Here is a 21759-nt window from a genome sequence, read left to right on the forward strand (position 1 = left end):
GTATATGGAGGGTTGTGATGTTAAAAAAATGGTTGCGGTATTGCTGCTGGTATTGGGTTGTGTGACTGTGTCTGGCTGTGCGACAACTGTGGAGACAATCAAACAGCCTAATGACGATTCCGTGGTGAGCGTACCTGATAATAAGCAATCGAATAGGGGCTCTTCGACGGAACTATTGAATGCCAGTCTTGGGAACGATGGAGCATATATTTTCTCTTCGGCGCATCCCAGTTATACCGTTAATTCCAGTGGTGAAAAGACGGTAATGGCCATTCTTGATCAGGATGCGGTTGATCATCGATCCGGGCTTTATTCCCTTACGACATCGTGCATTGGCGCCGGAACGTTGGATATTGAGTTCATGGTTGGAAACAATGTCAACAATGGTACGCTCGAATGCGGTTCGCAGCCTCGTTCCGTTATCGTGTCGACGCGCATTGAGCAGACGGGCAATGGCTTGCGAGTGAAAATCATCCCGAGCAAGGGAAGCGATGCGGAAATTGCGTATCGCGTAGACATCTCCTGATGCAGTCTGACGCATCCTGACACATCGGATTTGCTCATTCTGTGTGCGTGGAATCGCAGGATGAGCAAATTCGATGTCTTGCGGCCGTTTTTGGGCTGCAGGACAGCAGATTTGCTCATTCTGGCTTCGTGGGTTTGTAAAGTGAGCGGATCGGATGTGTGGGATGTGACGTGGTGTCCCCGATGGGTTTGATATGGATCCGTTGGGAGTTCAAGGCATTGGATTTGCTCATTCTGTGTGCGTGGAATCGCAGGATGCGCAAATTCGATGTCTTGCGGCCGTTTTTGGCCTCTAGGCCATCCGATCTGCTCATTCTGGCCTTGTGGGTTTGTAAAGTGAGCGGATCGGATGTGTGAGGCGTGCATCGGGACCTCCGATGGGGCCTAGGGGAGTTCAAGACAGTGGATTTGCTCATTCCGTGATTGGTGGAAGCATAGAATGAGCAAATCCGATGCGGGCGAGAGCCAGTCGAAAAAGCCGGCAGAAAAAACCGCTGAAAAAGCCGGCTGGATGAACCCGACGATCTGACGATCTGGCCATCCAACCGGCTGCCGGCTTTGCTACTGGAGCCTCCGCCTTACTGCGCGGCGGTGTAGAGCTTGCCGCCGTTCTCGCGGAACTTCTCGCTCATCTTGGCCATGCCCTCCGAGGCGATCTCGGCGACCGAATCGGCCACGACCTGCTGCTGCTGGGCCTCGTCGCCGAACTGCTTGCGGATGTTCTGCGAGATGGCCATCGAGCAGAACTTCGGGCCGCACATCGAGCAGAAGTGCGCCATCTTGGCCGGCTCGGCGGGCAGGGTGTCGTCGTGGAACGCGATCGCGGTGTCCGGATCGTAGCTCAGGTTGAACTGGTCGAGCCAGCGGAACTCGAAGCGGGCCTTCGAAATGGCCAGATCGCGATCCTGCGCGTGCGGGTGGTGCTTGGCGATGTCCGCCGCGTGGCAGGCGATCTTGTACGCGATCACGCCCTGCTTCACATCGTCCTTGTTCGGCAGACCCAGGTGCTCCTTCGGGGTGACGTAGCAGAGCATCGCGGTGCCGTAGCGGGCGATCTCCACGCCGCCGATCGCGGAGGTGATGTGATCGTAGCCGGGCGCGGTGTCCGTGGTCAGCGGGCCGAGCGTGTAGAACGGGGCGTCGTGGCAGATGGCCTTCTCCATCTCGATGTTCATGCGCACGGTGTCGAACGGGATGTGGCCCGGGCCCTCGATCATCACCTGAACGTCCTTGGCCCACGCGCGCTTGGTGAGCTCGCCCAGGGTCATGAGCTCGGCGATCTGGGCCGCGTCGTTCGCATCGGCCAGGGAGCCGGGGCGCAGGCCGTCGCCCAGGGAGAACGCCACGTCGTACTTGGCGAAGATGTCGCACAGCTCGTCGAAGTGCGTGTACAGGAAGCTTTCCTGATGATGCTGCAGGCACCACTCGGCCATGATCGAACCGCCGCGGGAGACGATGCCGGTGACGCGGTTGGCGGTCAGCGGTACGAAGCGCAGCAGCACGCCGGCGTGGATGGTCATGTAGTCCACGCCCTGCTCGCACTGCTCGATCACGGTGTCTCGGAACAGCTCCCAGCTGAGCTTGGAGGCGTCATCCTCCACCTTCTCCAGCGCCTGGTACATGGGCACGGTGCCGATCGGGACGGGGGAGTTGCGCAGGATCCACTCGCGGGTGGTGTGGATGTCGTTGCCGGTGGACAGATCCATCACGGTGTCGGCGCCCCACTTGGTGGCCCAGGTGAGCTTCTCCACCTCCTCGTCGATGGAGCTGGTCACGGCGGAGTTGCCCATGTTGGCGTTGAGCTTGGTGAGGAAGGCGGATCCGATAATCATCGGCTCGGCCTCCGGGTGGTTGATGTTGCAGGGCATCACGGCGCGGCCGGCGGCCAGTTCGGAGCGCACCAGCTCCACGTCGCAGTTCTCACGCTCGGCCACGTACTTCATCTCCGGGGTGATGATGTTGTGGCGGGCGTACCACATCTGGGTGACCGGGTGGTCCTTGGCCTTCATCGGCTCATGCTTGCGGCCGCGCCACTCCTTGGTGGCCTTGCCGCGCTTGATCGCGCGCTTGCCGTCGTCGGCCAGATTGCGCCGGCGACCCTCGTACTCCACCACGTCGCCGCGGTCCTTGATCCAGTCGAGGCGCAGGGGCTTCAGTCCCTCCTTCGGATCGCACTTGGGGCCTTCGGTGTTGTAGTCGATGAACGGCGGGTTCGGGCCCACGCCGGGGGTGTCGGACAGCTTGATCTCGGTGTAGGGGACCTCAAGGTCGTACGCGCCGAACTGGTTTTCGAAATGCACCGACTTGGTCTTGCGGATGTGGGCCTTGTCGCGCTGCTTGGAGCCGCGGGCCGCGATGTCCACCGCCTGCTGCTTGGCGAGGCGCTGGGCCTCCTTGGCCTCCTTGGCGTTGGTGAATTTCTTTTCGGCCGGGACGCCGTTCGCGCCGGTCTGCGCGGCTTCGGCGTTCGCGGTGTCTTCGGGTGCCGCGATCACGCGCTTGGCGTAGCCGTGCTTCGCGTTGCCGCGTACGGCCTTCCATGCGTCCACCAGCTCGCGGGTGGCGGCCTGCGGGTCGTCGGCGCCGGCGATCGCGGAGATCACGAACCAGCCGGCGGCCTTGGTGCCGGCCAGCATGGGGATGTCCGCGGCCTTCACGCCGCCGCCCACCACCACGGGGAAGTCGCAGGCCGAGCAGATCGTGTTGATCTGCGCCTCGTCCAGCGTGCGGCCGGAGCCGTCGTTGCCGCCCACCGAGGCCTCCGGCTTGGTGGTGGAGACGTGCAGCGGGCCGGCGCCGATGTAGTCGATGCAGCCGTCGGGCAGCTCGTTGATGAGCTTGACCAGGCTCTCGGTTTCTGCGGACAGGCCCACGATCGCATCGTCGCCCAGCAGGGCGCGGGCCTCGCGCGGCTCCATGTCCGTCTGGCCGATGTGCACGCCGTCCACCTTGATGCCCTTGTTGCGGCACTGCCAGACCACGTCCACGCGGTCGTCGATCACGAAGGCCACCGAATCGGACTTGTCGTTGTCCTCGATGATCTGTGCCACGTCCTGGGCGAGGGAGGTGATCTCCTTGGCGTCCGCGTCCTTGGCGCGCAGCTGGATGAAGGTCGCGCCCCCGCGCAGGGCCTCCTCGATCACGTCGGTGACCGGTCGGTCCTTGGTGTCCTGCGGGCCGACCACGAAGTACGCGGACAGGTCGAAGCTGTCGCGCATCGAGGCGAATGGATAGTTGTTCATCGGTGCTCCTTTATGGTTGTGATGAAGTCTTGCAAAATACCGGAACGGCCTACACCGCGAGGATCGGGCTGGCGGCCACCTCGTCGGCGGTGAGGTTCCACAGCGCGTCAAGCAGCGCCACTTGGAACGAGCCTGGCCCGTGCGATTGCCCGGCCGCGATCTGCCCGGCGCGGTTGAACAGCGCGCTGGCGGCGAGGGCGGCGGTGAGCGGGTCGGCGACGGCCAGATAGGTGGCCATCACACCGCCCAGCGAGCAACCGGCACCGGTGATCTTGGTCATCAGGGCGCTGCCGCCGGGCAGACGGAACGTGCGCTCGCCGTCGGTCACCAGATCGACCGGGCCGGACACGGCCACCGCCGCCTTGCCGTTCGGCGCGGTGCGGGACAGGGACTTGGCGAGGGCCACGGCGGCGGAGGCGGCGGAATCCACATCGTCCACGGCCTCCACGCCGGCCGGGCGGGTGTGCTCGGGGGCGGCTGCGGTTTCGGTGGTTTCGGCGGCTGAAGCGGTTTCAGCGGCGGAGGCTACGGGCCGGATGCCCCACATATCGGTGAGCGCCAGGATCTCCGACGCATTGCCGCGCACCACGGTGGGCGGGGCGAATCGGAAGGATTGAAGGATCTCGGTGCGTGTGGCGCCGATGCCGGCCGCGACCGGGTCGAGCACCCACGGGTGCCCGGCTTTGGCGAAGCCGCGCGCGATCTGCGGCAGCGCGTCCTTGTAGAACGGTAGCAGCGTGCCCACGTTGATGTAGGAGGCCTTGGCGATGTGCGCGGTGTCCAGCACGTCGTCCGGCAGGAAGCTCATGGCCGCCGTGCCGCCCGATGCAAGCTGGGCGTTGGCCACAAGGTTCATGGTCACGAAGTTGGTGAACGACTGGGCGAGCGGCGTCTGCTCGCGCACGTCGCGGACCGCCTGCGCGATGCGCGCGCGGATGGGGTCGCCTTCGGGCAGATTCGTGGATGGGTTGATGTCCGCCGATGCGTTGAAGTCTGCGGCGCTACCGCTTTCGCTCATATCACTGCTCCCTACGCTGGTCTTAACCAACAGGTTCAAAGGGTCAGGCCGGATGCCTATCTCAACTCGCCGAGTGGGTGCGAGTTCCCCTGCATTACGGCTACAAACTTATGCAAAACTCTGGACAGAACATTGATTTCGTGATAGAAACGTAGTTTTCCCGATTGGGATGGGCGTATGCGGGCTGGCGCTGGCATGGTGCGCGGCTTGGGGCCCACCGCTGATGAGTGCGGCGGCCACCCAGGTCCACCCAAACTGGGTAAATGCGGACGCTGAATTTGCTAACTGGGCAGATCTGGCTATCTGGAGCCCGAATTGGGCCCCTAGATGGCCGGATCTGCCCAGTTTGCGGCGGCCGCGTCCCGATCTGCCCAGTTTGCGAACAAGCCAGTCAGCTTTCAAAGTCAGCTTTCAAAGTCAACCGGGCGAATTGGGATCTATCCGGGCATGCCGTGAGCTGCACGGTTGGCTGCGTGCAGACATGCACATGGGCGATCCGGGGGGTATTTGCATAGCCGAGGGCGGATTTGGGGCTTTGCGCGATGCCAACTGCCGTTCCGAGGGCAGCTCGTTCGGGCGATCGTGCTGAAATTGGACTGGCGCGAGCTTGGCAAGGCATGCCGATCGTTGAAAATCCGCGTTTTTGTGCGAACGTCGTTGTGGCTGGATATCGCAATCAGGCATTCTGCAATGCAATGAGGTGCCCTAGGAACGGCGAATAGCATTTCGCGGACCTCCAAATCCGCCCCGGGAATGACGATTATCGAATGGCGGGTGCCGACGCGCGGCGACGTTGCGGTGTTGCGACTGGTCCGGTTGATTCGGCGGTGCCTCATGGCGGGATACGGGAACCGCCTTCCGCCCGACCGGTTTGGTATGGTCGTGGTTGCCAATGGATGCATTGAGTGGTCGCAGAGGAACAGGGAGGTTCGCAATGGGCGGTGGCTACGAGGATCGTGGGTATGGAAGGTCGGCGTCGGCTCTGCCGGAGCCGGTGCTGCTGCCAAGGCCGGCGAATGTGACATGGGGAGCCGGTCGGGTGGCAATGCCGCTGTCCGCAAGCATTGCGGAGTGCTTCCCGGACGATGCCGTCGAGCCGGGTCTGCGATCGGTGCCCGCCTCGCAGCTCCTCGACGATCTTCGCGAGACGGCGGGATTGCGCTGGGACATCGCGCGATCGCCCCGGTTGGACGCCTTCATCACGCTTGCGATTGACGGGGCCGGCGCCGATCTGCCCGCGGACGGCTACGCGCTTGCCATCAATGCCAACGTCAATGCCGAAACCGATGTCGCCGCCAACGCCGCCTTTTCAGCCGGTGATACCCGCCCGGGCGTCACCATCACGGCCGGCGGATTCGAAGGGCTGCGCTATGGCGTGCAGACCCTGCGCCAGCTCATCCGCCAATGCGCGCCCGTGCTGCCCGAAGTGCGCATCGAGGACCGCCCGGCGTATCCGATCCGCACCTATTATCTTGACGTGGCGCGCGGCCGGGTCCCCACGCTTGATTGGCTGAAGTCCTTCGCGGACAAGCTCGCCCTGTACAAGTACAACCAGTTCCAGCTCTATGTGGAGCACTCGTTCGACTTCAACGGTCTGAGCGAGATGTGGCGCGGCGCGAGTCCGCTCACGGGAGCCGATCTGATCGCCCTTGACGGGCACTGCGCGCGGCTGGGCATCGACTTCGTGCCGTCGCTGTCCACCTTCGGCCATCTGTACAAGGCCCTGCGCACCCGGAAACTGCGCGCGCTCGGCGAATTCCCCGATCAGGCGGGCCGCCCGCACAGTCTGATCGAGCGCCTCCAGCACCACACCATCAACGCCGCCGAGCCGGAGTCCCGTCGGGCGGTGAAGGCGATGATCGACGAGTACGCGCCGCTGTTCCGGTCGCGATCGGTCAACCTGTGCGCCGACGAGACCTTCGATCTGGGCCGTGGCGCGACCGCCGCGCTCGCCGCCCGCGTTGGCAAAGGCATCCTGTACGCCGACTACGTAGCCGATCTGTGTGCGCGTGTCACCGCATCGGGCCGCGCTCCGATGATCTGGGCCGATGTGGCGATCGAGAACCCCGCCATTCTGGACCGCCTGCCCAAGGATGTGACCCTGCTTAACTGGTTGTACGAGCCCGACGTGCCGGAGGACAAGGTGTCGCTCGTGGCGCGGTCGGGTGCCCGGCAGATCGTCTGCGCCGGCCTGTGGACGTGGGACCAGCTGGTGCCCAGATTCCGCGATGCGTGGCGCAACGTCACGCGACTCGCCCGGTGCGGTCTGAAGTATGGGGCTGCCGGATTCATGGTCACCGATTGGGGCGATTTCGGGCACATCAACGATTCGCGGCTGTCCGTGCCCGGCATGATCGCCGCCGCCGATGCCGCGTGGACTGGCGGCGGGGCTTGCGAGAACTGCGATGACTGCGATGACGATGCCGCGTTCGACGCGATGAACGCGGCCATCTCCCGATTGGAATATGGCGATCCCACCGGACGATTGGTCGGTGACTACGTAGCGGCGGGGGAGTGCGGCACGCTCGACTGGGGCGCGATGGTCCGCTATGCCGAACTGGTGTTGGGCGGCGACGTGTCCGCGGGAGACGGCGGGGAACCGGGCGATGCGGGATCCGACGCCGTCCGCGCGCCGCTGAATGATCGCGCGCCGCTGAGCAATTGTGCGCCTCTGAACAGCGAGGTCGCCCGATTCGTGGACTCGCGGATGGGCGGCAACCCGGTGATCCGCGAGCGGCCGCTGTCCCAATGCGCGGACGGTCTGGAAGCGCGTGATCGGTTTGTGCGGGCGCTGGTCGCGGACGATCGGTTCGCGGCCCGATTCGCCGACTATCCGGCCGCCCGATCGCGCTTCGACCGTGCGCGCTTGGCAGTGGGGACCGATCTTGCTCGCGCCGGTCGCGTCGATGCCCGCACGCGCGGGGCGATCTGGACGTCCCTCGAAGGCCAGCGGGTGGTGGACGATGCCTTCGCGGCGCTCGCCGGCGTTTCCGGGGCTTCCGATCGGGATGTGGCCGCCGAGTCGCTGGAGGTGTGGTTCGAGCGCTACGCCGACGTGTGGCGCGAAGTGAGCCGCGAAGCCGAGCTGCGGCATGTGTCCGGCGTGGTCTGGGCCGTCGCCGACGCGTTGCGGTCGTGACGCGAGCGGGCGCGGACTGTTGCGCGTGCCGGCGTCGGTCTCACGCACGATCGGCCGCACCAAATCTGCCAGCAAGTCGTTCGATTTGCATGATTGCTGGCAGAAGTTGTAAGAACCGGCTGCGGGATGCGAATCGGATTCGCAGTCGGATTCGCAAACTGGGCAGATCCGGCCGTTGCGCTTGCAGACTGGGCAGATCGGGACATTTGGACCCCAAAATCAGCCTCCAGATGACCGGATCTGCCCAGTTCGTGAATCCGGCGTCCCGATTTGCCCAGTTCGCGTCTGTTCGCGCCCGGTTCGCGTCACAAACCGGGCAAATCCGGTCATTTGGAGGGGACGCCCAGAGGGGACTCCCAGGGCTGCGGAGGAATTCGAGAGAAGGTTCGTGTAGTAAAAACGGACGTTTTCGGGCCCATTTCTGTCCGTTTCTACTACACCTGTGACGTAGCGTGTGACCTGGAGTGTGACGTGTGACGTGTGACATGGACCGTGACTCGGCGTGCGACTCGGCCCGCGTCATGTTCGATGTCGCGCCCGGCGATGGTCTCAGTCGGCCTAGCGCCCTGTGACGGGGCGTCCCGCGGCGAGCTCGGCGATCGGCCGGTACGCCTCGATCAGACGGTCCAGCGACATGCCCGCATTGGCCGGGCTCGTGGACGGCAGCGCGGTCATGGCAACGCCGTCCAGCCCGGCCGATGCCATCATCGGCGCGACCAGACGGCGGTAAAGCTGCGCGGCCTTCTGCCCTGTCGTGAAGATATGGGTCACGCCTGAGCCGCGCACGATCGAGGGGATGTCGTTCGGCACGGTGTTGCGGATGCTGGCGTCGCTCGCGCCCGTGATGTCGCACGATGCGATCACGTCCCACAGCGCGAGATGGTGCCGCAGCGCGAAAGCCCGCCGCGCGGCAACCAGATCGGCCAGACCATCCGCCGTGGAGGGCCAGGTCGCGCAAGTCCGAGCCGAGCCGCCTGGAGGCAGGCACGAATCGTCCCCGAAGATCGCCGCCATCACTGGCCAGAACCGATTGAAGCGATGCATATAGTAGAACGCCGCCTCGCGCGACTTCGGACTGGGCATGGACCCCAGCACCAGCACCTGCGAGTGGCCGTCCCACACCGGACCGAATTCGTGCTCCACATGCCGCATATGCGCGGACCGCTCCGTAGCCGTCATTTGAGAAGGTTTCACGAGGCAATACGCTAGTCCGCCCCTGTCACCATGTGACGGTATGCTAGCGGCGTTAACTTTAAGTCCCCAAACCGTTCAAACCAGAAGGTGCATTGTGGCTCAGTCCAAACTTGATGAAGTAGTCTCCCTTGCGAAGCGTCGCGGCTTTGTGTTCCCCGCGGGCGAAATCTACGGCGGCACCCGTTCCGCTTGGGATTACGGCCCGCTCGGCGTTGCGCTGAAGGACAACATCAAGCGCGAGTGGTGGCGTTCGATGGTCGTCACCCGCCCGGACATCGTGGGCGTGGACACCTCCATCATCCTGCCCACCCCGGTGTGGGTCGCCTCCGGCCACGTGGCGGTATTCAACGACCCGCTGGTCGAGTGCCTCAACTGCCACAAGCGCAACCGCGCGGACAAGCTCGAGGAGTCCTACGCGGAGAAGCACGGCGACAAGCTGCCGGAGAACGGCATGAAGGACATCGTCTGCCCCGACTGCGGCGCCCGCGGCCAGTGGACCGAGCCCCGCGACTTCAACATGATGCTGCGCACCCACCTGGGCCCGGTGGAGGACGAGAACAGCCTGCACTACCTGCGCCCGGAGACCGCCCAGGGCATTTTCGTGGACTTCAAGAACGTCATGACCTCCTCGCGTTCCAAGCCGCCGTTCGGCATCGCGAACATGGGCAAGTCCTTCCGCAACGAGATCACCCCCGGCAACTTCATCTTCCGCACCCGCGAGTTCGAGCAGATGGAGATGGAGTTCTTCGTGGAGCCCGGCACGGATGAGGAATGGCACCAGTACTGGATCAACGCCCGCACCCAGTGGTACCTGGATCTGGGCGTCAAGCCGGAGAACCTGCGCCACTACGAGCATCCCAAGGAGAAGCTCGCGCACTACTCCAAGCGCACGGTGGACATCGAGTACAAGTTCGGTTTCCAGGGCTCCGACTGGGGCGAGCTCGAGGGCGTGGCCAACCGCACCGACTTCGACCTGTCCGCCCACGCCAAGCACTCCGGCGAGGACCTGAGCTACTTCAACCAGGCCACCGGCGAGAAGTACGTGCCGTACGTCATCGAGCCGGCCGCGGGCCTGACCCGCTCCCTCATGTGCTTCCTCGTGGACGCCTACGATGTGGACGAGGCCCCGAACACCAAGGGCGGCGTGGACAAGCGCACGGTCCTGCGTCTCGACCCGCGTCTGGCCCCCATCAAGGCCGCCGTCCTGCCGCTGAGCAAGAAGCCGGAGCTGCAGTCCGTGGCCCAGAACCTGGCCGCCGACCTGCGCCAGAACGAGTGGATGATCGACTACGACGAGGCCGGCGCCATCGGCCGCCGCTACCGCCGCGAGGACGAGATCGGCACCCCGCTGTGCATCACCGTGGACTTCGACACCCTCGAGGATCAGGCCGTCACCATCCGCGACCGCGACACCATGAACCAGGAGCGCGTGGCCCTGAACAAGGTGGCCGAGTACGTGGACGCCCGCATCGGCGAGCACCGCACCCGCGTGCCCATGAAGCCGGTCGAGCTGGGCGGCGAGCCCTTCGGCGACGAGGTCAAGATTCAGGAAGCCGGCGGTCTGTACTAAATTGCGGACCGACGAAACCGTGGTCGACGAGCGCGGGGACTGCCTCACCGGGCAGGATCCGCGCTCGCCGCGTCATAGAGACCCGGCCCGCGTGGCCGAAACACCGTCCGTGGCCGAAATGGCCCGCGTGATCGAAACAGCGTCCGCAGCCGGTCAGGCAGCGGACGAAACCACACCCGCCGCACCCTGCGAGCCGCTGAACATCGCCCCCGTGCGTCTTGGCCCCGTGGATGTGCCCACCCCCGTGGTGCTTTCGCCCATGGCCGGCGTGACCAACTGGCCGTTCCGCGTGCTGTGCGAGGAGTACGGCCCCGAAGGCCTGTACGTGGCAGAGATGATCACCGCCCGCGCCCTGGTGGCCCGCAACCCCAAGGCCCTGCGGCTGTGCCACTTCGCGCCCAGCGAGCGCGTGCGCTCCCTGCAGCTGTACGGCGTCAACCCGTCGATCACCGAGCAGGCCGCCCGTATCGTGGTGGACGAGGGCATGGCCGATCATGTGGACCTGAACTTCGGATGCCCGGTGCCCAAGGTGACCCGTCGCGGCGGCGGATCCGCGCTGCCGTGGAAGACGGACATCTTCACCGAGCTCATCCATCGCGTGGTCGCGGTGTGCGAGCCGGCGAACATCCCGGTCACCGCGAAGATCCGCGTGGGCATCGACCATGCGCACGAGACGTTCCTCGAGGCCGGGCGCATCGCGCAGGAGGAGGGCTGCAAGGCCGTCACCCTGCACGCGCGCACCACCGCCGAATACTACGGCGGCCACTCCGATTGGAGCCGGATCGGCGAGCTCAAGGCCGCCCTGAGCATCCCGGTGTTCGGCAACGGCGACATCTGGGGCGCCGAGGACGCGATCGACATGATCCGTCAGACCGGCTGCGACGGCGTGGCCGTGGGCCGCGGCTGCCAGGGCCGTCCGTGGTTGTTCGCCAACATCCGCAACGCCTTCGCCGGCAGCCCCGAGCGCGTGAACCCGAATCTGGGCGAGGTGTGCCGCGTGATCCTGCGCCATGCCGAGCTGCTCACCGAGTTCTACGAGGGCGACGAGCGCATGGCCGTGCACGATCTGCGCAAGCACATCGCCTGGTACCTCAAGGGGTTCCCCGTGGGCGGATCGACGCGCAAGGCGTTCATGGAATGCGAGTCGATCGCGGACGTGAAGCGCGAATGCGACCGACTCGATCCGAGCGTGGAGTACCCGCCGCGCGTGATCGACAAGCCCCGCGGCCGCGTGCGGTTCGCCAAGAAGGTCCATCTGCCTTACGGATGGCTCGATTCGCGCACCACCACGCATCAGGAGCGCGAGACGCTGTTCGGGGACGATCCGATGGACGCGAGCTACTGAAAGGGCATTGGCGGCACAGGGCGAAGGGGAATCGGTGCCCCTGTAAAAGCCCTGTGCAAGCCCTTGTGAAAACCGGTGGAAAACAACCGGCACACGCCATAAAATATCCATAATCTGGTTGAGACACTGCGATAGAGTGAGACATAACCGTGAGTGACAGGAGCCAAACCGTGAGCGAGATTGCCCAGGAAGAATTCAACGACCGCACCAATATCAAAGTCGTAGGCGTAGGCGGCGCCGGCGGCAATGCGGTCAACCGCATGATCGCCGAGGGGCTGCAGAACGTGGAATTCGTCGCCATCAACACCGACGCCAAGGATCTGCTGCGCTCGGATGCGGATGTGAAGATCTCCCTGTCGGACAAGACCAGCCGCGGCCTGGGCGCCGGTGCGGATCCGGAGAAGGGCGCGAAGGCGGCCCAGGATCACCAGTCGGACATCGAGGAGGCCCTCAAGGGCTCGGACATGGTCTTCGTCACCTGCGGCGAGGGCGGCGGCACCGGAACCGGCGCCAGCCCAATCGTCGCGCGCGCGGCCCGCCAGCAGGGCGCCCTCACCATCGCCGTCGTCACCCGCCCGTTCACGTTCGAAGGCCCCCGCCGCTCCGCGTCCGCAGAATCCGGCATCGCGAACCTGCGCAAGGAAGTGGACGCGCTCATCGTCATCCCCAACGACCGTCTGCTCGATCTGTCCGATCGCACGGTTTCCGTCATGGATGCGTTCAAGACCGCGGACACGGCCCTGCTCGCCGGCGTTCAGGGCATCACGGACCTGATCACCATGAATTCGTACATCCACGTTGATTTCTCCGACGTCACGGCCATCCTCAAGGACGCCGGCACCGCGCTGTTCGGCATCGGTGCCGCGCGGGGCGAGGACCGCGCCACCCAGGCCGCGGAGATCGCCATCAGCTCCCCGCTGCTGGAGGAGAGCATCGAGGGTGCCCACGGCGCGCTCATCAACGTGGCCGGCCCCACGGACCTCAGCATGCAGGAGGCCTCCGCCGCCGCCCAGCTCGTGCAGGACGCCATTCATCCCGAGGCGCAGATCATCTGGGGTCTGGCGCTGGACGACTCCTATGGCGACGAGGTGCGCGTCACCGTCATCGCCGCCGGCTTCGATCCGAGCACCAAGAAGGACGGCTCGGCCGAGGAGGAGGAAACCCCGGACGTCAAGCCGCTGACCGATTACACCGCGCAGCCGGCCCAGCCCGCGCCCGCCCAGCAGCAGGCCCCGGCTCAGGCCCAGCCCGTGCAGCAGCAGGCCCCCGCCGCGGCCCCGCAGCAGGCGCCCGGCTATGATGAGACGAGCGAGCATCGCGTGGTGCGCCCCGCATCCCCGCAGGTGCCGAAGATCGACCCGATGAGCGATCTGGACATTCCGGATTTCCTGCGCTGAAACCGCGGGCCGCAAACGTAAAGGAGCTTGACAATGGCTGGATTCATGAAGAACGCCATGTCCTATCTCGGCATGGCGGATGTCGTTGACGACGATGACGACTACGCCGAGGCTCCGGAGCCCGCGTCCACGACGTTCGACTCCGACCACTCGGTGACCCCGCAGCCCACCCCGGCCGCGACCGCCGCCCCGCGCGAGACCGCGAACCCGTTTCAGGGGCGCATCAACCGCATCACCACCATTCATCCCAAAACCTACGAGGATGCCCAGCTGGTGGGCCGCGCCATCCGCGACGGCGTGCCGGTGGTGCTCAACCTCACGGGTGTGGCGGAGGCCGTGGCGTACCGCATCGTCGACTTCTCGGCGGGCGTGGTGTTCGGCGTGCGTGGATCCATCGAGCGCGTCACCCCGCGCGTCTTCCTGCTCAGCCCCGCGCAGGTGAACATCAAGGTCGAGGAGCCCCAGCAGGCGTCCCCGACGCACGATCTGTTCGCGGACTGACGTTCAGTCGGTTTCAGCGGCTCCCAAACGGTTTATAACGGTTCATGGCAACGGCTCCCCTTCGTTGGGGAGCCGTTGTTCGTTGCGGCGGGTTGCCGACGAAGGGGAGCCGTTGCCAGCATTCCTTCAGTCCGCTCCCAGCTGACCGCCCCGACCGAATGCTATGGTGGGCGCCATGCTGCTGTATTTGATTCGTTCCATCATCGATCTGCTGATCGACGCGTACATGCTCATCCTGTTCATCCGCATGATCCTCGACTGGGTGAGCGTCCTGTCCCCGCGCTGGTACCCGCGCGGTGTGGTGTCCACGCTCGTCGCCGCGGTCTACAATGTCACCGAGCCGCCGCTGAGGTGGCTCAGGCGCTATATCCGGCCGATTCCTATGGGGCCCATGTATTTCGACGTGAGCTTCATGGTGTTGTGGTTCGGGCTCATCGTGCTGCGCATGATCATCTGAATTGCCTGAATGTCGGGCGATCGCGTGCTGTGTCCCGCGGGGAAACATGGCGGAAATCCCGGCGGAAATCGCGGTTCGCAGAGACGTAAGGGCCGCCATCGTGATAGCATCAAAACTTGAAGCCAATGTGTAAGGCATTGTAAGGCATAGCCCCAAAGTGAGGTGGGATTGAATATGGCTCTGTTGACGCCCAAAGATATCAGGGAGCATACCTTCCAGACCGTTCGTTTCAAGGAAGGCTACGATGTCGACGAGGTCGACGATTTCCTGGATCAGGTTACCGAGACCGTCGAGGCCCTGAGCAAGCAGGCCGTCGCCGCCGGCGCCTCCACCCAGTCGCTGGGCCCGGACGTGGCCCCGCTGAACGCAAAGATCTCCGAGCTCAGCGCGCAGCTGGACGCCCTCAAGGCCGAGAACGCCCAGCTCAAGTCCGGTGCCACTGGCGCGCAGACCGATGCGGCGGCCGCCGCCGGCAAGATCGCCGAGGCCGAGGAGAACGCCAAGGCCCTCGCCTCCCAAAACGAGCAGCTCAAGGGCCAGGTCGACCAGCTGAACAAGCAGATCGACCAGCTCACCGCGCAGGCCGCCCAGGGCGGCGACAACGCCAAGGCCCTCGCCGACCAGCTCACCGCCGTGCAGAACGAGCGCACGCAGGCCCTCAACCGCGCCGAGCAGCTCACCAACGAGCTCGCCGAGGCCAAGAGCCAGGCCGCGGCCGCCAACGCGCAGGTTGAGCAGACCGTCGCCCAGGCCCGTCAGGCAGCTGGTCAGGCCAACGCCCAGATCGAGCAGCTCAACAAGCAGCTCGAGGAGTCCAAGCAGCGCGAGGAGGCCCTGCGCGAGCAGGTCTCCAAGATCGAGCCGTCCACCGAGACCGGCAGCCTCAAGAAGATCGCCGGCGCCGGCGCGGACGCCAATTCCGAGCCGGAGCGCGCCACCGCCATGCTCACCCTGGCCATGCAGCTGCACGACCAGTACGTGGACAAGGGCAAGGCCAAGGGCGCCGAGCTCATCGCCGACGGCCAGGCCAAGCACGACGAGGCCGTCTCCAAGGCGAACGACTACTCGCAGCGCACCCGTACCGAGGCCGACGATTACTCCAAGCGCGTCCACAACGACGCCGATTCCTACTCCGAGCGCGTGCGCTCCGAGGCGGACGGCTACTCGGTCAAGACTCGTCAGGATGCGGACGTCTACTCCAAGAACAAGCACAACGAGCTGGAGACCTACGAGCAGGAAGTCCAGAAGCGCGCTCAGGAGTACGACAAGCAGACCCGCGACGGCGCGGACAAGTACGCCGCCGACGTCAAGGACAAGCTCATCACCCAGTCCAAGGTCATCGAGGGCAACATCCAGGGACTCAAGCAGTTCGAGGCGGAGTACCGCAGCCGTCTGACCGAGTTCCTCGGCCAGCTGGTCAACCAGGTGTCGGACACCAACGCCTTCCAGAACGTCGAGTCCAAGTACCCGGGCAACAAGCACTGAGGTTATGTCCAATCACATTGAGGCGGGACGGCTGCGCGTTCGCGTGGCCGTCTTCGCATGCGTGGCGGTGGCGGCCTTGGCGATCGACCAGATCACCAAGGCCCTTGCCCTCGCGCATTTGAGCGAAACACAGTCGGTACGCGTCATTCCGGGACTGCTGTCCCTAAGGCTCGTCCACAACCCGGGCGCGTCGCTGGGCATGGGCGCGGGCGCCACATGGCTCATCTCCCTGTTCGCGATGGCCGCATCCGCGGTGCTGCTCGTGATGGGCATGCGTACCGTCTCCACCCGCTGGAGCGCCCTGCTGGGGCTTGCCTTTGCCGGCGCGGTCGGCAATCTGATCGACCGCATCGCCTATGCCGATGGCTTCCTCAACGGCAAGGTGGTCGATTTCCTCGACTATGGCTGGTCGATCGGCAATGTGGCCGACATCTTCCTCATGGCTGCGGGCATTGGCATTGTGGTGCTGATCTTCCTTGGTGTGCCGTTCAGCCAGAAGGAGCTGGACGAGCACAATGCGAGGATCGCCGCGGGGGCTTCGGGGACTTCGACGGTTTCGGGTGCTTCGGACGCTTCGGATGCGGAGGAGCCTGCCGCCCGATGAGTCGTCTGTTTCCCGCTCCCGACGCCCTGATCGGCAAGCGGCTGGATGTCGCCGTAGCCAAGATGCTGGGCGTGTCGCGCGCCAAGGCCAGTGAACTGATCGCCTGCGGTCAGGTGCGCTCATTGTCCCGCGACATCGCCAAATCCTCCACGCTGATGGCGGGGGAGACCCTTGAGGTCAGTCTGAAGGACGAAGCCCCCGCGCCCGAGCCGATTTCGCACGATATGGCGATCGTGTACGAAGACGACGATGTGGTGGTCGTGGACAAGCCGGTTGGTGTGGCCGCGCATGCCTCAGTGGGCTGGACCGGTCCCACCGTGCTCGGCAGCCTGCTCGATCGCGGCGTGCACATCACTTCGTATGGCGCCCCGGGGCGCCAGGGCATCGTCTCGCGCCTCGACGTGGGCACTTCCGGGCTCATGCTCGTGTGCAAGTCGGAGCTCGCCTACAAGGAGATGCGTCGGCAGTTCGCCGAGCATGAGGTGAAGAAGACGTACCACGCGCTGGTCCAGGGCAACCTCAAGGAGGACAAGGCCACCATTGAGGCGCCGATCGGCCGCGCGAAGGTGTCCGACTTCCGCTTCACCGTCACCCCCGCCGGCAAGGAGGCCATCACGCATTGGGACGTGATGGAGCGCTTCGGCGAGGCGACGCTGGTCTCCGTGAACCTCGAGACCGGGCGCACGCATCAGATCCGCGTGCATTTCTCATCGATCGGCCACCCGCTGGTGGGAGACCCGATGTACGGCGCCAATCCGGTGCTGTCCGCGGCTCTGGGGCTGGACCGGCAGTGGCTGCATGCCATGCGCTTGGAATTCCGCCATCCTCGCACCCGCGTGTGGACCACGGTGGAAAGCCATTACCCGGCCGACCTGAGCCACGCGCTCAAGGTGATGCGCGAGCGCGCCGCCGTCCGCCTCGAACCCGCCGTGTGAACAAACGCCCTCCTGAGTGGGCGGAATGGTCTCCCTCGTCATCCTGAGCGCAGCGCGATGGTCCCACGTCATCCTGAACGGAGCGCGATGGTCCCACGTCATCCTGAGCGGAGCGTAGCGGAGTCGAAGGATCCTTGGCCATTTCGCATTGGTCATTGGTGTGGGGAGATTAAGGATCCTTCGGCTCCGCGCTTCGCGCTCCGCTCAGGATGACGAGAAAGGGTAATAGGTGTACTTGCGGGGCTGGAGACAATGGGTGCTCAATGTGTCCACGGTGTACCCCCCATTGTCACCAGCGGTTTTTACTGGTGTGTCATCCTGAGTGGGCGGAATGGTCTCCTTTTGTCATCCTGAGCGCAGCGCGCAGCGCGGAGTCGAAGGATCCTTCGTCATTTCGCACAAGGTCATTGATGTGGAAGTGTTAAGGATCCTTCGCTTCGCTCAGGATGACGTGGGTCACCGCTCAGGATGACGGAAGCCCTCCCGCCGGGCCTTGTCAGTGCGCGTCGTAGGTGTCCAGCAGGTTTTGGTACTCGCGCTCGGTGATCGGCAGAATGGTGCCGTGGCGCTTCTTGACCGCGCCGAAGTCGATGTCGGCGGCGGCCCAGTCATGCGCATCGGTGCTGGACAGGTCGGCCGTGCGGAAGGCGATGTACCCGTTGTGGTCGTTGTACCGGTCGCCCATGAGCCCGAATGGCATGCCATCGGCGTCGGCGTCGTTGAAGCGGAACAGTTCGGGGCCTTCGAGCCTGTGCGACTCGGGGTTGCCGCCACATAGCCGGTTGAAGTCATCCCCGAAGATGCGGTCCAGATTGGTCATGAACTGCCACTGGCGCTCATCGGCGTTGGGATCGCCGGCATGGGGCTCGTCGTCGAAGCTGGGGACCGTGGACACCGCGTACGGGTCCTTGGACCGCTCGATGTGGATGTAGCTGTTGCCGGCCGAGGCGCGGTAGTACCAGTCGTCCACGCGCAGCATGGTCGCGTCGATGGCCTGCACGGCGCGATCGACCCACTTGACAGGCTCGCTGATCGTGCGGAAGTCGGTGGTCGTGGCGTAGTACATGTTCGTCGCGTTGCCGAGTTCGTTGTCCTCATCCGACCGCGTGGCCCAGAACACCATGTACACGCCTCGTTCGGCGTCCCAGATCGCTTCGGGCGCCCACGCCATGCCGGCACCGGGGATGCGCGAGGCCACGTCCAGCAGCCACGGCTCGCTCCAGTGCGCCAGATCCTCCGACTCCCAGACGATCAGGCTGGTGCTTCCGTTCTCGTTGGCGCGGGCGGTCTTCCACGAGCCGCCGCGGTGGTAGATGCTCAGATCGGTGGCGATGATCCATGTGCGGGATCCGTCCGCCGCGCGCACCAGATACGGGTCGCGCATGCCGCGCTCACCGAGGTTGCTGGTGAGGATGGGGGAGCCCTCCGGGCGCAGATCGTGCCAGTGCAGGCCGTCGCGGCTGACGGCGAAGTACAGCTGCTCGTCGGTCTCGCGCTGCTCGGTGCCGGTGAAGTGGCAGAACAGGTAGGCGGTGGTGGGTTCGCCGACGGGCGTGCCGGCGACCGAAGTGGTGGTCATATCATCAGTCCTTTCTGAACCAGACACCTGTTGTGGGGGCTCTATTTGTGCGGTTCCGGGCATTCGCCCGTGGATTCGCGCACGTTGAATGCGCCGGGGATGACCGTGGTGGTGGGCACGAACGGTTCGCCATCGGCCTGACGCTTGAGCATGTCGATGAGGATGCGCGCCGCCTCGTGACCGACTACCTCCTGATTGGGGGAGATGGTGGAGATGCTCGGGCTGAAGGACTGGGCGACCAAGCCGTCATCGGCGCCGATGACGCTGATGTCCCTTGGGGTCTGGACGCCGCGTTCGGCGAGCCGGTTGATCAGGGCCGCGGCCATGTTGTGGCCATAGGTGATGATCGCGGTGAAGCTGCGGTCCAGCAACACGGCGTCGCCTGCGTTGATGCCGCCCATGTAGCCGTCCTCGAACGGGCCGAGCACATGCGGCTCCAGATCGAATCCGGCCATGATCTTCTCATAGCTGGCGCGGCGTCTGCGGGCGGTCCAGGACTGTTCGGGGCCGGCCGCGTAGGCGATGCGGGTGTGCCCGTAGGAGACCAGGTGCCGGATGGCCTTGAGCATGCCCTCGTCCTCGTCGAAGATGACGGAGGAGTACCCGTCGACGGCGCGGTTGGCCAGCACGGTGGTCTCAACGGGGTAGATGCGCCGGATGTCGTCGTCTGACAGCTGGCATGAGACGGGGATGAAACCGTCGCAGTCCTCACGCAGATGGTCCACGAGCTCCTCTACGGTGTTGCCCGGCGTCCCGGCGTCCGCGACCATGAGACGGTAGTCGTAGGTTTGGGTCTGCGCGATCGTGCCGGCGATGATGTCCGGGCAGTAGAAGCGGATGAGCTGGTTGACGACCATGGCGATGTTGTTCGTTGGCGCATCCTCGGTCTGCTCCCTGACCTGGCCGTTGACCGTGTACCCGAGTTTGTTCGCGGCGCGCAGCACCTTCTCGCGCGTGGCCTGCTTCACGGTGCCGTCATTGAGTGCCCGGGAGACCGTGGCTGGGGAGACCCCGGCGGTCCTCGCCACGTCAAGAATGGTCGCCATCTGTGCTCCTTGTTGATGTTTTTCAGTTTCCATTGCACGTTTTCAATGCGCCTGCATCTCAGTATACACGATGAAAACCGTTTGAAGTGGCTGAATTTCGGCTTTTTGACGGATGCGCGGTAATCTGCATGAAATCATGGATTTCATTTCATGAAAATATGAGCGTGTTCTTTTCATTTCGATGATATTCTGTGAAACATGACTACTTCAACCATCCTCAATGGTGTGCCGTGGTTCGATGACAATGGCGACATTGTGAACGCGCACGCCTCATGCATCCTCGAAGATGCGGGCACCTATTACCTGTTCGGCGAGTACAAGACCGATGACGTCAACAGGTTCAACGGCTTCTCCTGCTATTCGTCGCCCGATCTGTCCCACTGGACCCATCTGGGCATGGCGCTGGCCCCCCAGCCCGATGGCCTGATGGGCCCCGATCGCGTGGGCGAGCGCGTCAAGGTGATGCGCTGCCCGTCCACCGGGAAATACGTGATGTACGCTCACTCCGACGACATGCGCTACATGGATCCGCACATCATCGTGGCCCAGGCCGATGCGGTCGCCGGCCCCTATACGGTTCTGGGCGCGCTGACATGCAACGGAGAGCCGATCCGCAAGTGGGACATGGGCACGTTTCAGGACGATGACGGCACCGGATACCTGCTGCTGCACGAGGGTGACATCTACCGACTGTCCGCCGATTACCTGACCGCCGAGGAGCTGGTGGCGCACGAGGTGGCGGTCGGCGGCGAATCCCCGGCCATGGCGCACATCGGGGATGCGTATTATCTGATGTTCTCCAACAAGACAGGCTGGGATCGCAACGACAACTACTACCTGACCGCCCCCACGCCGGCCGGACCGTGGACCAACCGCGGACTGTTCGCGCCGGAGGGGACGTGCACGTGGGATTCCCAGTGCTCGTTCATCTTCCCGCTCACTCTGGCGGACGGAACCGTGCGGCACGTCTACACCGGCGACCGTTGGTCCTACCCGCATCAGGCATCCAGCGCCACCTACGTCTGGCTGCCGCTGGAGGTGAAGGACGGCGCGCTGCGGCTGGACGGGTATATGCAGGTGTGGGACTCGCGCACCGCGAAGCCGGTTGCCGATGAGATACGGGCGCTGCCGCTGGTGTTCCGTTCAAATGTGCGCGGTGCCGGCGCCCACGCATCCGTTGACGTGAATGCTGGGGAGCGGGTGCAGGTGCTTGGCCTGCGCACCGGGTCGAGCGGCTACGCCACCGTGGAACTCACCGGGTCGGACGGATACCGTTTGCACACCACGGTGGACTTCTACACGCCCGCCTGCGACTGCGGCGAGCGGATCATGTTCGAAAGCCCGGAACTGCCGGCCGGACGGTACGATCTGAGCGTGACCGTGGATGGCGAACACGGTGTGTGGGCCACCAAGAACGGCACCGCATACGGCAGCGATGACAATTGGGTGACCGTCTCCGCCGCCGCGGTGGTGGAAGCGGGGCGCTGATCGCGTCATCCTGAGCGGAGCGTAGCGGAGTCGAAGGATCCTTCGTCATTCCGCACAAGGTCATTGGTGGTGGGAGTGTTAAGGATCCTTCGCTGCGCTCAGGATGACGAAGAACACCCCCGTTCCGACTTTGCGCGTCACGGGGAGCGAACCAGCCGTCACGCGGCGCGGATGGCGTCACGGGGTGCGATCGCGCCGTGTGACGCAAGTCGCTCCGCGTGACGCATCACCCGC

The 21759-nt window shown here is 64.6% G+C and carries 16 protein-coding genes and 1 riboswitch; of the genes, 11 read left to right on the plus strand and 5 right to left on the minus strand.

Going from position 1 to position 21759, the window contains the following annotated elements; genetic code table 11:
• Positions 1 to 4 precede the first annotated feature (4 nt).
• The gene (locus EMO90_RS11025; protein WP_150354744.1) at positions 5 to 526 is read left to right on the plus strand and encodes a hypothetical protein; all 522 of its coding nucleotides are present in this window, start codon (positions 5 to 7) and stop codon (positions 524 to 526) included.
• A gap of 577 nt (positions 527 to 1103) precedes the next feature.
• Here the strand turns inward: EMO90_RS11025 and thiC are convergent.
• Entirely contained in the window at positions 1104 to 3743 is a 2640-nt protein-coding gene (gene thiC, locus EMO90_RS11030) for a phosphomethylpyrimidine synthase ThiC (protein WP_395953324.1), read from the minus strand.
• Between the two features lie 73 nt (positions 3744 to 3816).
• On the minus strand, positions 3817 to 4785 hold the full coding sequence (locus tag EMO90_RS11035; RefSeq protein ID WP_150354746.1) for a hydroxyethylthiazole kinase: 969 nt from the start codon (positions 4783 to 4785) through the stop codon (positions 3817 to 3819).
• Positions 4777 to 4886: riboswitch (TPP riboswitch) on the minus strand. Its footprint overlaps the gene before it by 9 nt.
• Positions 4887 to 5719: 833 nt before the next feature.
• Here EMO90_RS11035 and EMO90_RS11040 point away from each other — a divergent pair.
• Positions 5720 to 7924 (plus strand): beta-N-acetylhexosaminidase, encoded by a 2205-nt coding sequence (locus EMO90_RS11040; RefSeq protein ID WP_190972081.1) that lies wholly within the window; start codon positions 5720 to 5722, stop codon positions 7922 to 7924.
• Positions 7925 to 8482: 558 nt separating this feature from the next.
• Here the strand turns inward: EMO90_RS11040 and EMO90_RS11045 are convergent.
• Positions 8483 to 9103 (minus strand): uracil-DNA glycosylase family protein, encoded by a 621-nt coding sequence (locus EMO90_RS11045; protein ID WP_223849826.1) that lies wholly within the window; start codon positions 9101 to 9103, stop codon positions 8483 to 8485.
• Positions 9104 to 9212: 109 nt separating this feature from the next.
• On the opposite strand from EMO90_RS11045, the gene EMO90_RS11050 reads away from it, so the two are divergent.
• The 8 genes from EMO90_RS11050 (at position 9213) to EMO90_RS11085 (ending at position 17412) form a co-directional block, all read left to right on the plus strand.
• Positions 9213 to 10688, plus strand: coding sequence for a glycine--tRNA ligase (locus EMO90_RS11050; protein ID WP_150354748.1), 1476 nt, complete (start codon positions 9213 to 9215; stop codon positions 10686 to 10688).
• A 118-nt stretch (positions 10689 to 10806) separates the two neighbouring features.
• The gene (gene dusB, locus EMO90_RS11055; RefSeq protein ID WP_150354762.1) at positions 10807 to 12033 is read left to right on the plus strand and encodes a tRNA dihydrouridine synthase DusB; all 1227 of its coding nucleotides are present in this window, start codon (positions 10807 to 10809) and stop codon (positions 12031 to 12033) included.
• A 170-nt stretch (positions 12034 to 12203) separates the two neighbouring features.
• Positions 12204 to 13430, plus strand: coding sequence for a cell division protein FtsZ (ftsZ, locus tag EMO90_RS11060; RefSeq protein ID WP_150354749.1), 1227 nt, complete (start codon positions 12204 to 12206; stop codon positions 13428 to 13430).
• A 33-nt stretch (positions 13431 to 13463) separates the two neighbouring features.
• Positions 13464 to 13931, plus strand: a complete 468-nt coding sequence (locus EMO90_RS11065; protein WP_150354750.1) for a cell division protein SepF — start codon at positions 13464 to 13466, stop codon at positions 13929 to 13931.
• Between the two features lie 175 nt (positions 13932 to 14106).
• Positions 14107 to 14388 (plus strand): YggT family protein, encoded by a 282-nt coding sequence (locus EMO90_RS11070; RefSeq protein WP_150354751.1) that lies wholly within the window; start codon positions 14107 to 14109, stop codon positions 14386 to 14388.
• A 174-nt stretch (positions 14389 to 14562) separates the two neighbouring features.
• Complete coding sequence (locus tag EMO90_RS11075; protein WP_150354752.1) at positions 14563 to 15873, plus strand: DivIVA domain-containing protein; 1311 nt, start codon at positions 14563 to 14565, stop codon at positions 15871 to 15873.
• A 4-nt stretch (positions 15874 to 15877) separates the two neighbouring features.
• Entirely contained in the window at positions 15878 to 16477 is a 600-nt protein-coding gene (locus tag EMO90_RS11080; protein ID WP_150354753.1) for a signal peptidase II, read from the plus strand.
• Entirely contained in the window at positions 16474 to 17412 is a 939-nt protein-coding gene (locus EMO90_RS11085) for an RluA family pseudouridine synthase (protein ID WP_150354754.1), read from the plus strand. Before EMO90_RS11080 ends, EMO90_RS11085 begins: the two co-directional genes overlap by 4 nt.
• Positions 17413 to 17908: 496 nt before the next feature.
• Here the strand turns inward: EMO90_RS11085 and EMO90_RS11090 are convergent, their stop codons facing one another.
• Both EMO90_RS11090 and EMO90_RS11095 read right to left on the minus strand, forming a co-directional pair.
• Positions 17909 to 18991, minus strand: coding sequence for a glycoside hydrolase family 43 protein (locus EMO90_RS11090; RefSeq protein WP_150354755.1), 1083 nt, complete (start codon positions 18989 to 18991; stop codon positions 17909 to 17911).
• Positions 18992 to 19032: 41 nt separating this feature from the next.
• Positions 19033 to 20037 (minus strand): LacI family DNA-binding transcriptional regulator, encoded by a 1005-nt coding sequence (locus tag EMO90_RS11095; protein ID WP_190972082.1) that lies wholly within the window; start codon positions 20035 to 20037, stop codon positions 19033 to 19035.
• Between the two features lie 198 nt (positions 20038 to 20235).
• Here EMO90_RS11095 and EMO90_RS11100 point away from each other — a divergent pair, with 198 nt between their 5' ends.
• The gene (locus EMO90_RS11100) at positions 20236 to 21525 is read left to right on the plus strand and encodes a family 43 glycosylhydrolase (protein WP_150354757.1); all 1290 of its coding nucleotides are present in this window, start codon (positions 20236 to 20238) and stop codon (positions 21523 to 21525) included.
• Positions 21526 to 21759 lie beyond the last annotated feature (234 nt).

It is taken from the genome of Bifidobacterium vespertilionis (assembly GCF_008698145.1).
Taxonomy (GTDB): domain Bacteria; phylum Actinomycetota; class Actinomycetes; order Actinomycetales; family Bifidobacteriaceae; genus Bifidobacterium; species Bifidobacterium vespertilionis.

Coding starts and splice junctions, on each gene's coding strand:
- EMO90_RS11025 (WP_150354744.1), top strand. CDS start 5: ATGGAGGGTTGTGATGTTAAAAAAATGGTTGCGGTATTGCTGCTGGTA.
- thiC (WP_395953324.1), bottom strand. CDS start 3,743: ATGCGCGACAGCTTCGACCTGTCCGCGTACTTCGTGGTCGGCCCGCAG.
- EMO90_RS11035 (WP_150354746.1), bottom strand. CDS start 4,785: ATGAGCGAAAGCGGTAGCGCCGCAGACTTCAACGCATCGGCGGACATC.
- EMO90_RS11040 (WP_190972081.1), top strand. CDS start 5,720: ATGGGCGGTGGCTACGAGGATCGTGGGTATGGAAGGTCGGCGTCGGCT.
- EMO90_RS11045 (WP_223849826.1), bottom strand. CDS start 9,103: ATGACGGCTACGGAGCGGTCCGCGCATATGCGGCATGTGGAGCACGAA.
- dusB (WP_150354762.1), top strand. CDS start 10,807: ATGGCCCGCGTGATCGAAACAGCGTCCGCAGCCGGTCAGGCAGCGGAC.
- EMO90_RS11065 (WP_150354750.1), top strand. CDS start 13,464: ATGGCTGGATTCATGAAGAACGCCATGTCCTATCTCGGCATGGCGGAT.
- EMO90_RS11070 (WP_150354751.1), top strand. CDS start 14,107: ATGCTGCTGTATTTGATTCGTTCCATCATCGATCTGCTGATCGACGCG.
- EMO90_RS11075 (WP_150354752.1), top strand. CDS start 14,563: ATGGCTCTGTTGACGCCCAAAGATATCAGGGAGCATACCTTCCAGACC.
- EMO90_RS11080 (WP_150354753.1), top strand. CDS start 15,878: ATGTCCAATCACATTGAGGCGGGACGGCTGCGCGTTCGCGTGGCCGTC.
- EMO90_RS11085 (WP_150354754.1), top strand. CDS start 16,474: ATGAGTCGTCTGTTTCCCGCTCCCGACGCCCTGATCGGCAAGCGGCTG.
- EMO90_RS11090 (WP_150354755.1), bottom strand. CDS start 18,991: ATGACCACCACTTCGGTCGCCGGCACGCCCGTCGGCGAACCCACCACC.
- EMO90_RS11095 (WP_190972082.1), bottom strand. CDS start 20,037: ATGGCGACCATTCTTGACGTGGCGAGGACCGCCGGGGTCTCCCCAGCC.
- EMO90_RS11100 (WP_150354757.1), top strand. CDS start 20,236: ATGACTACTTCAACCATCCTCAATGGTGTGCCGTGGTTCGATGACAAT.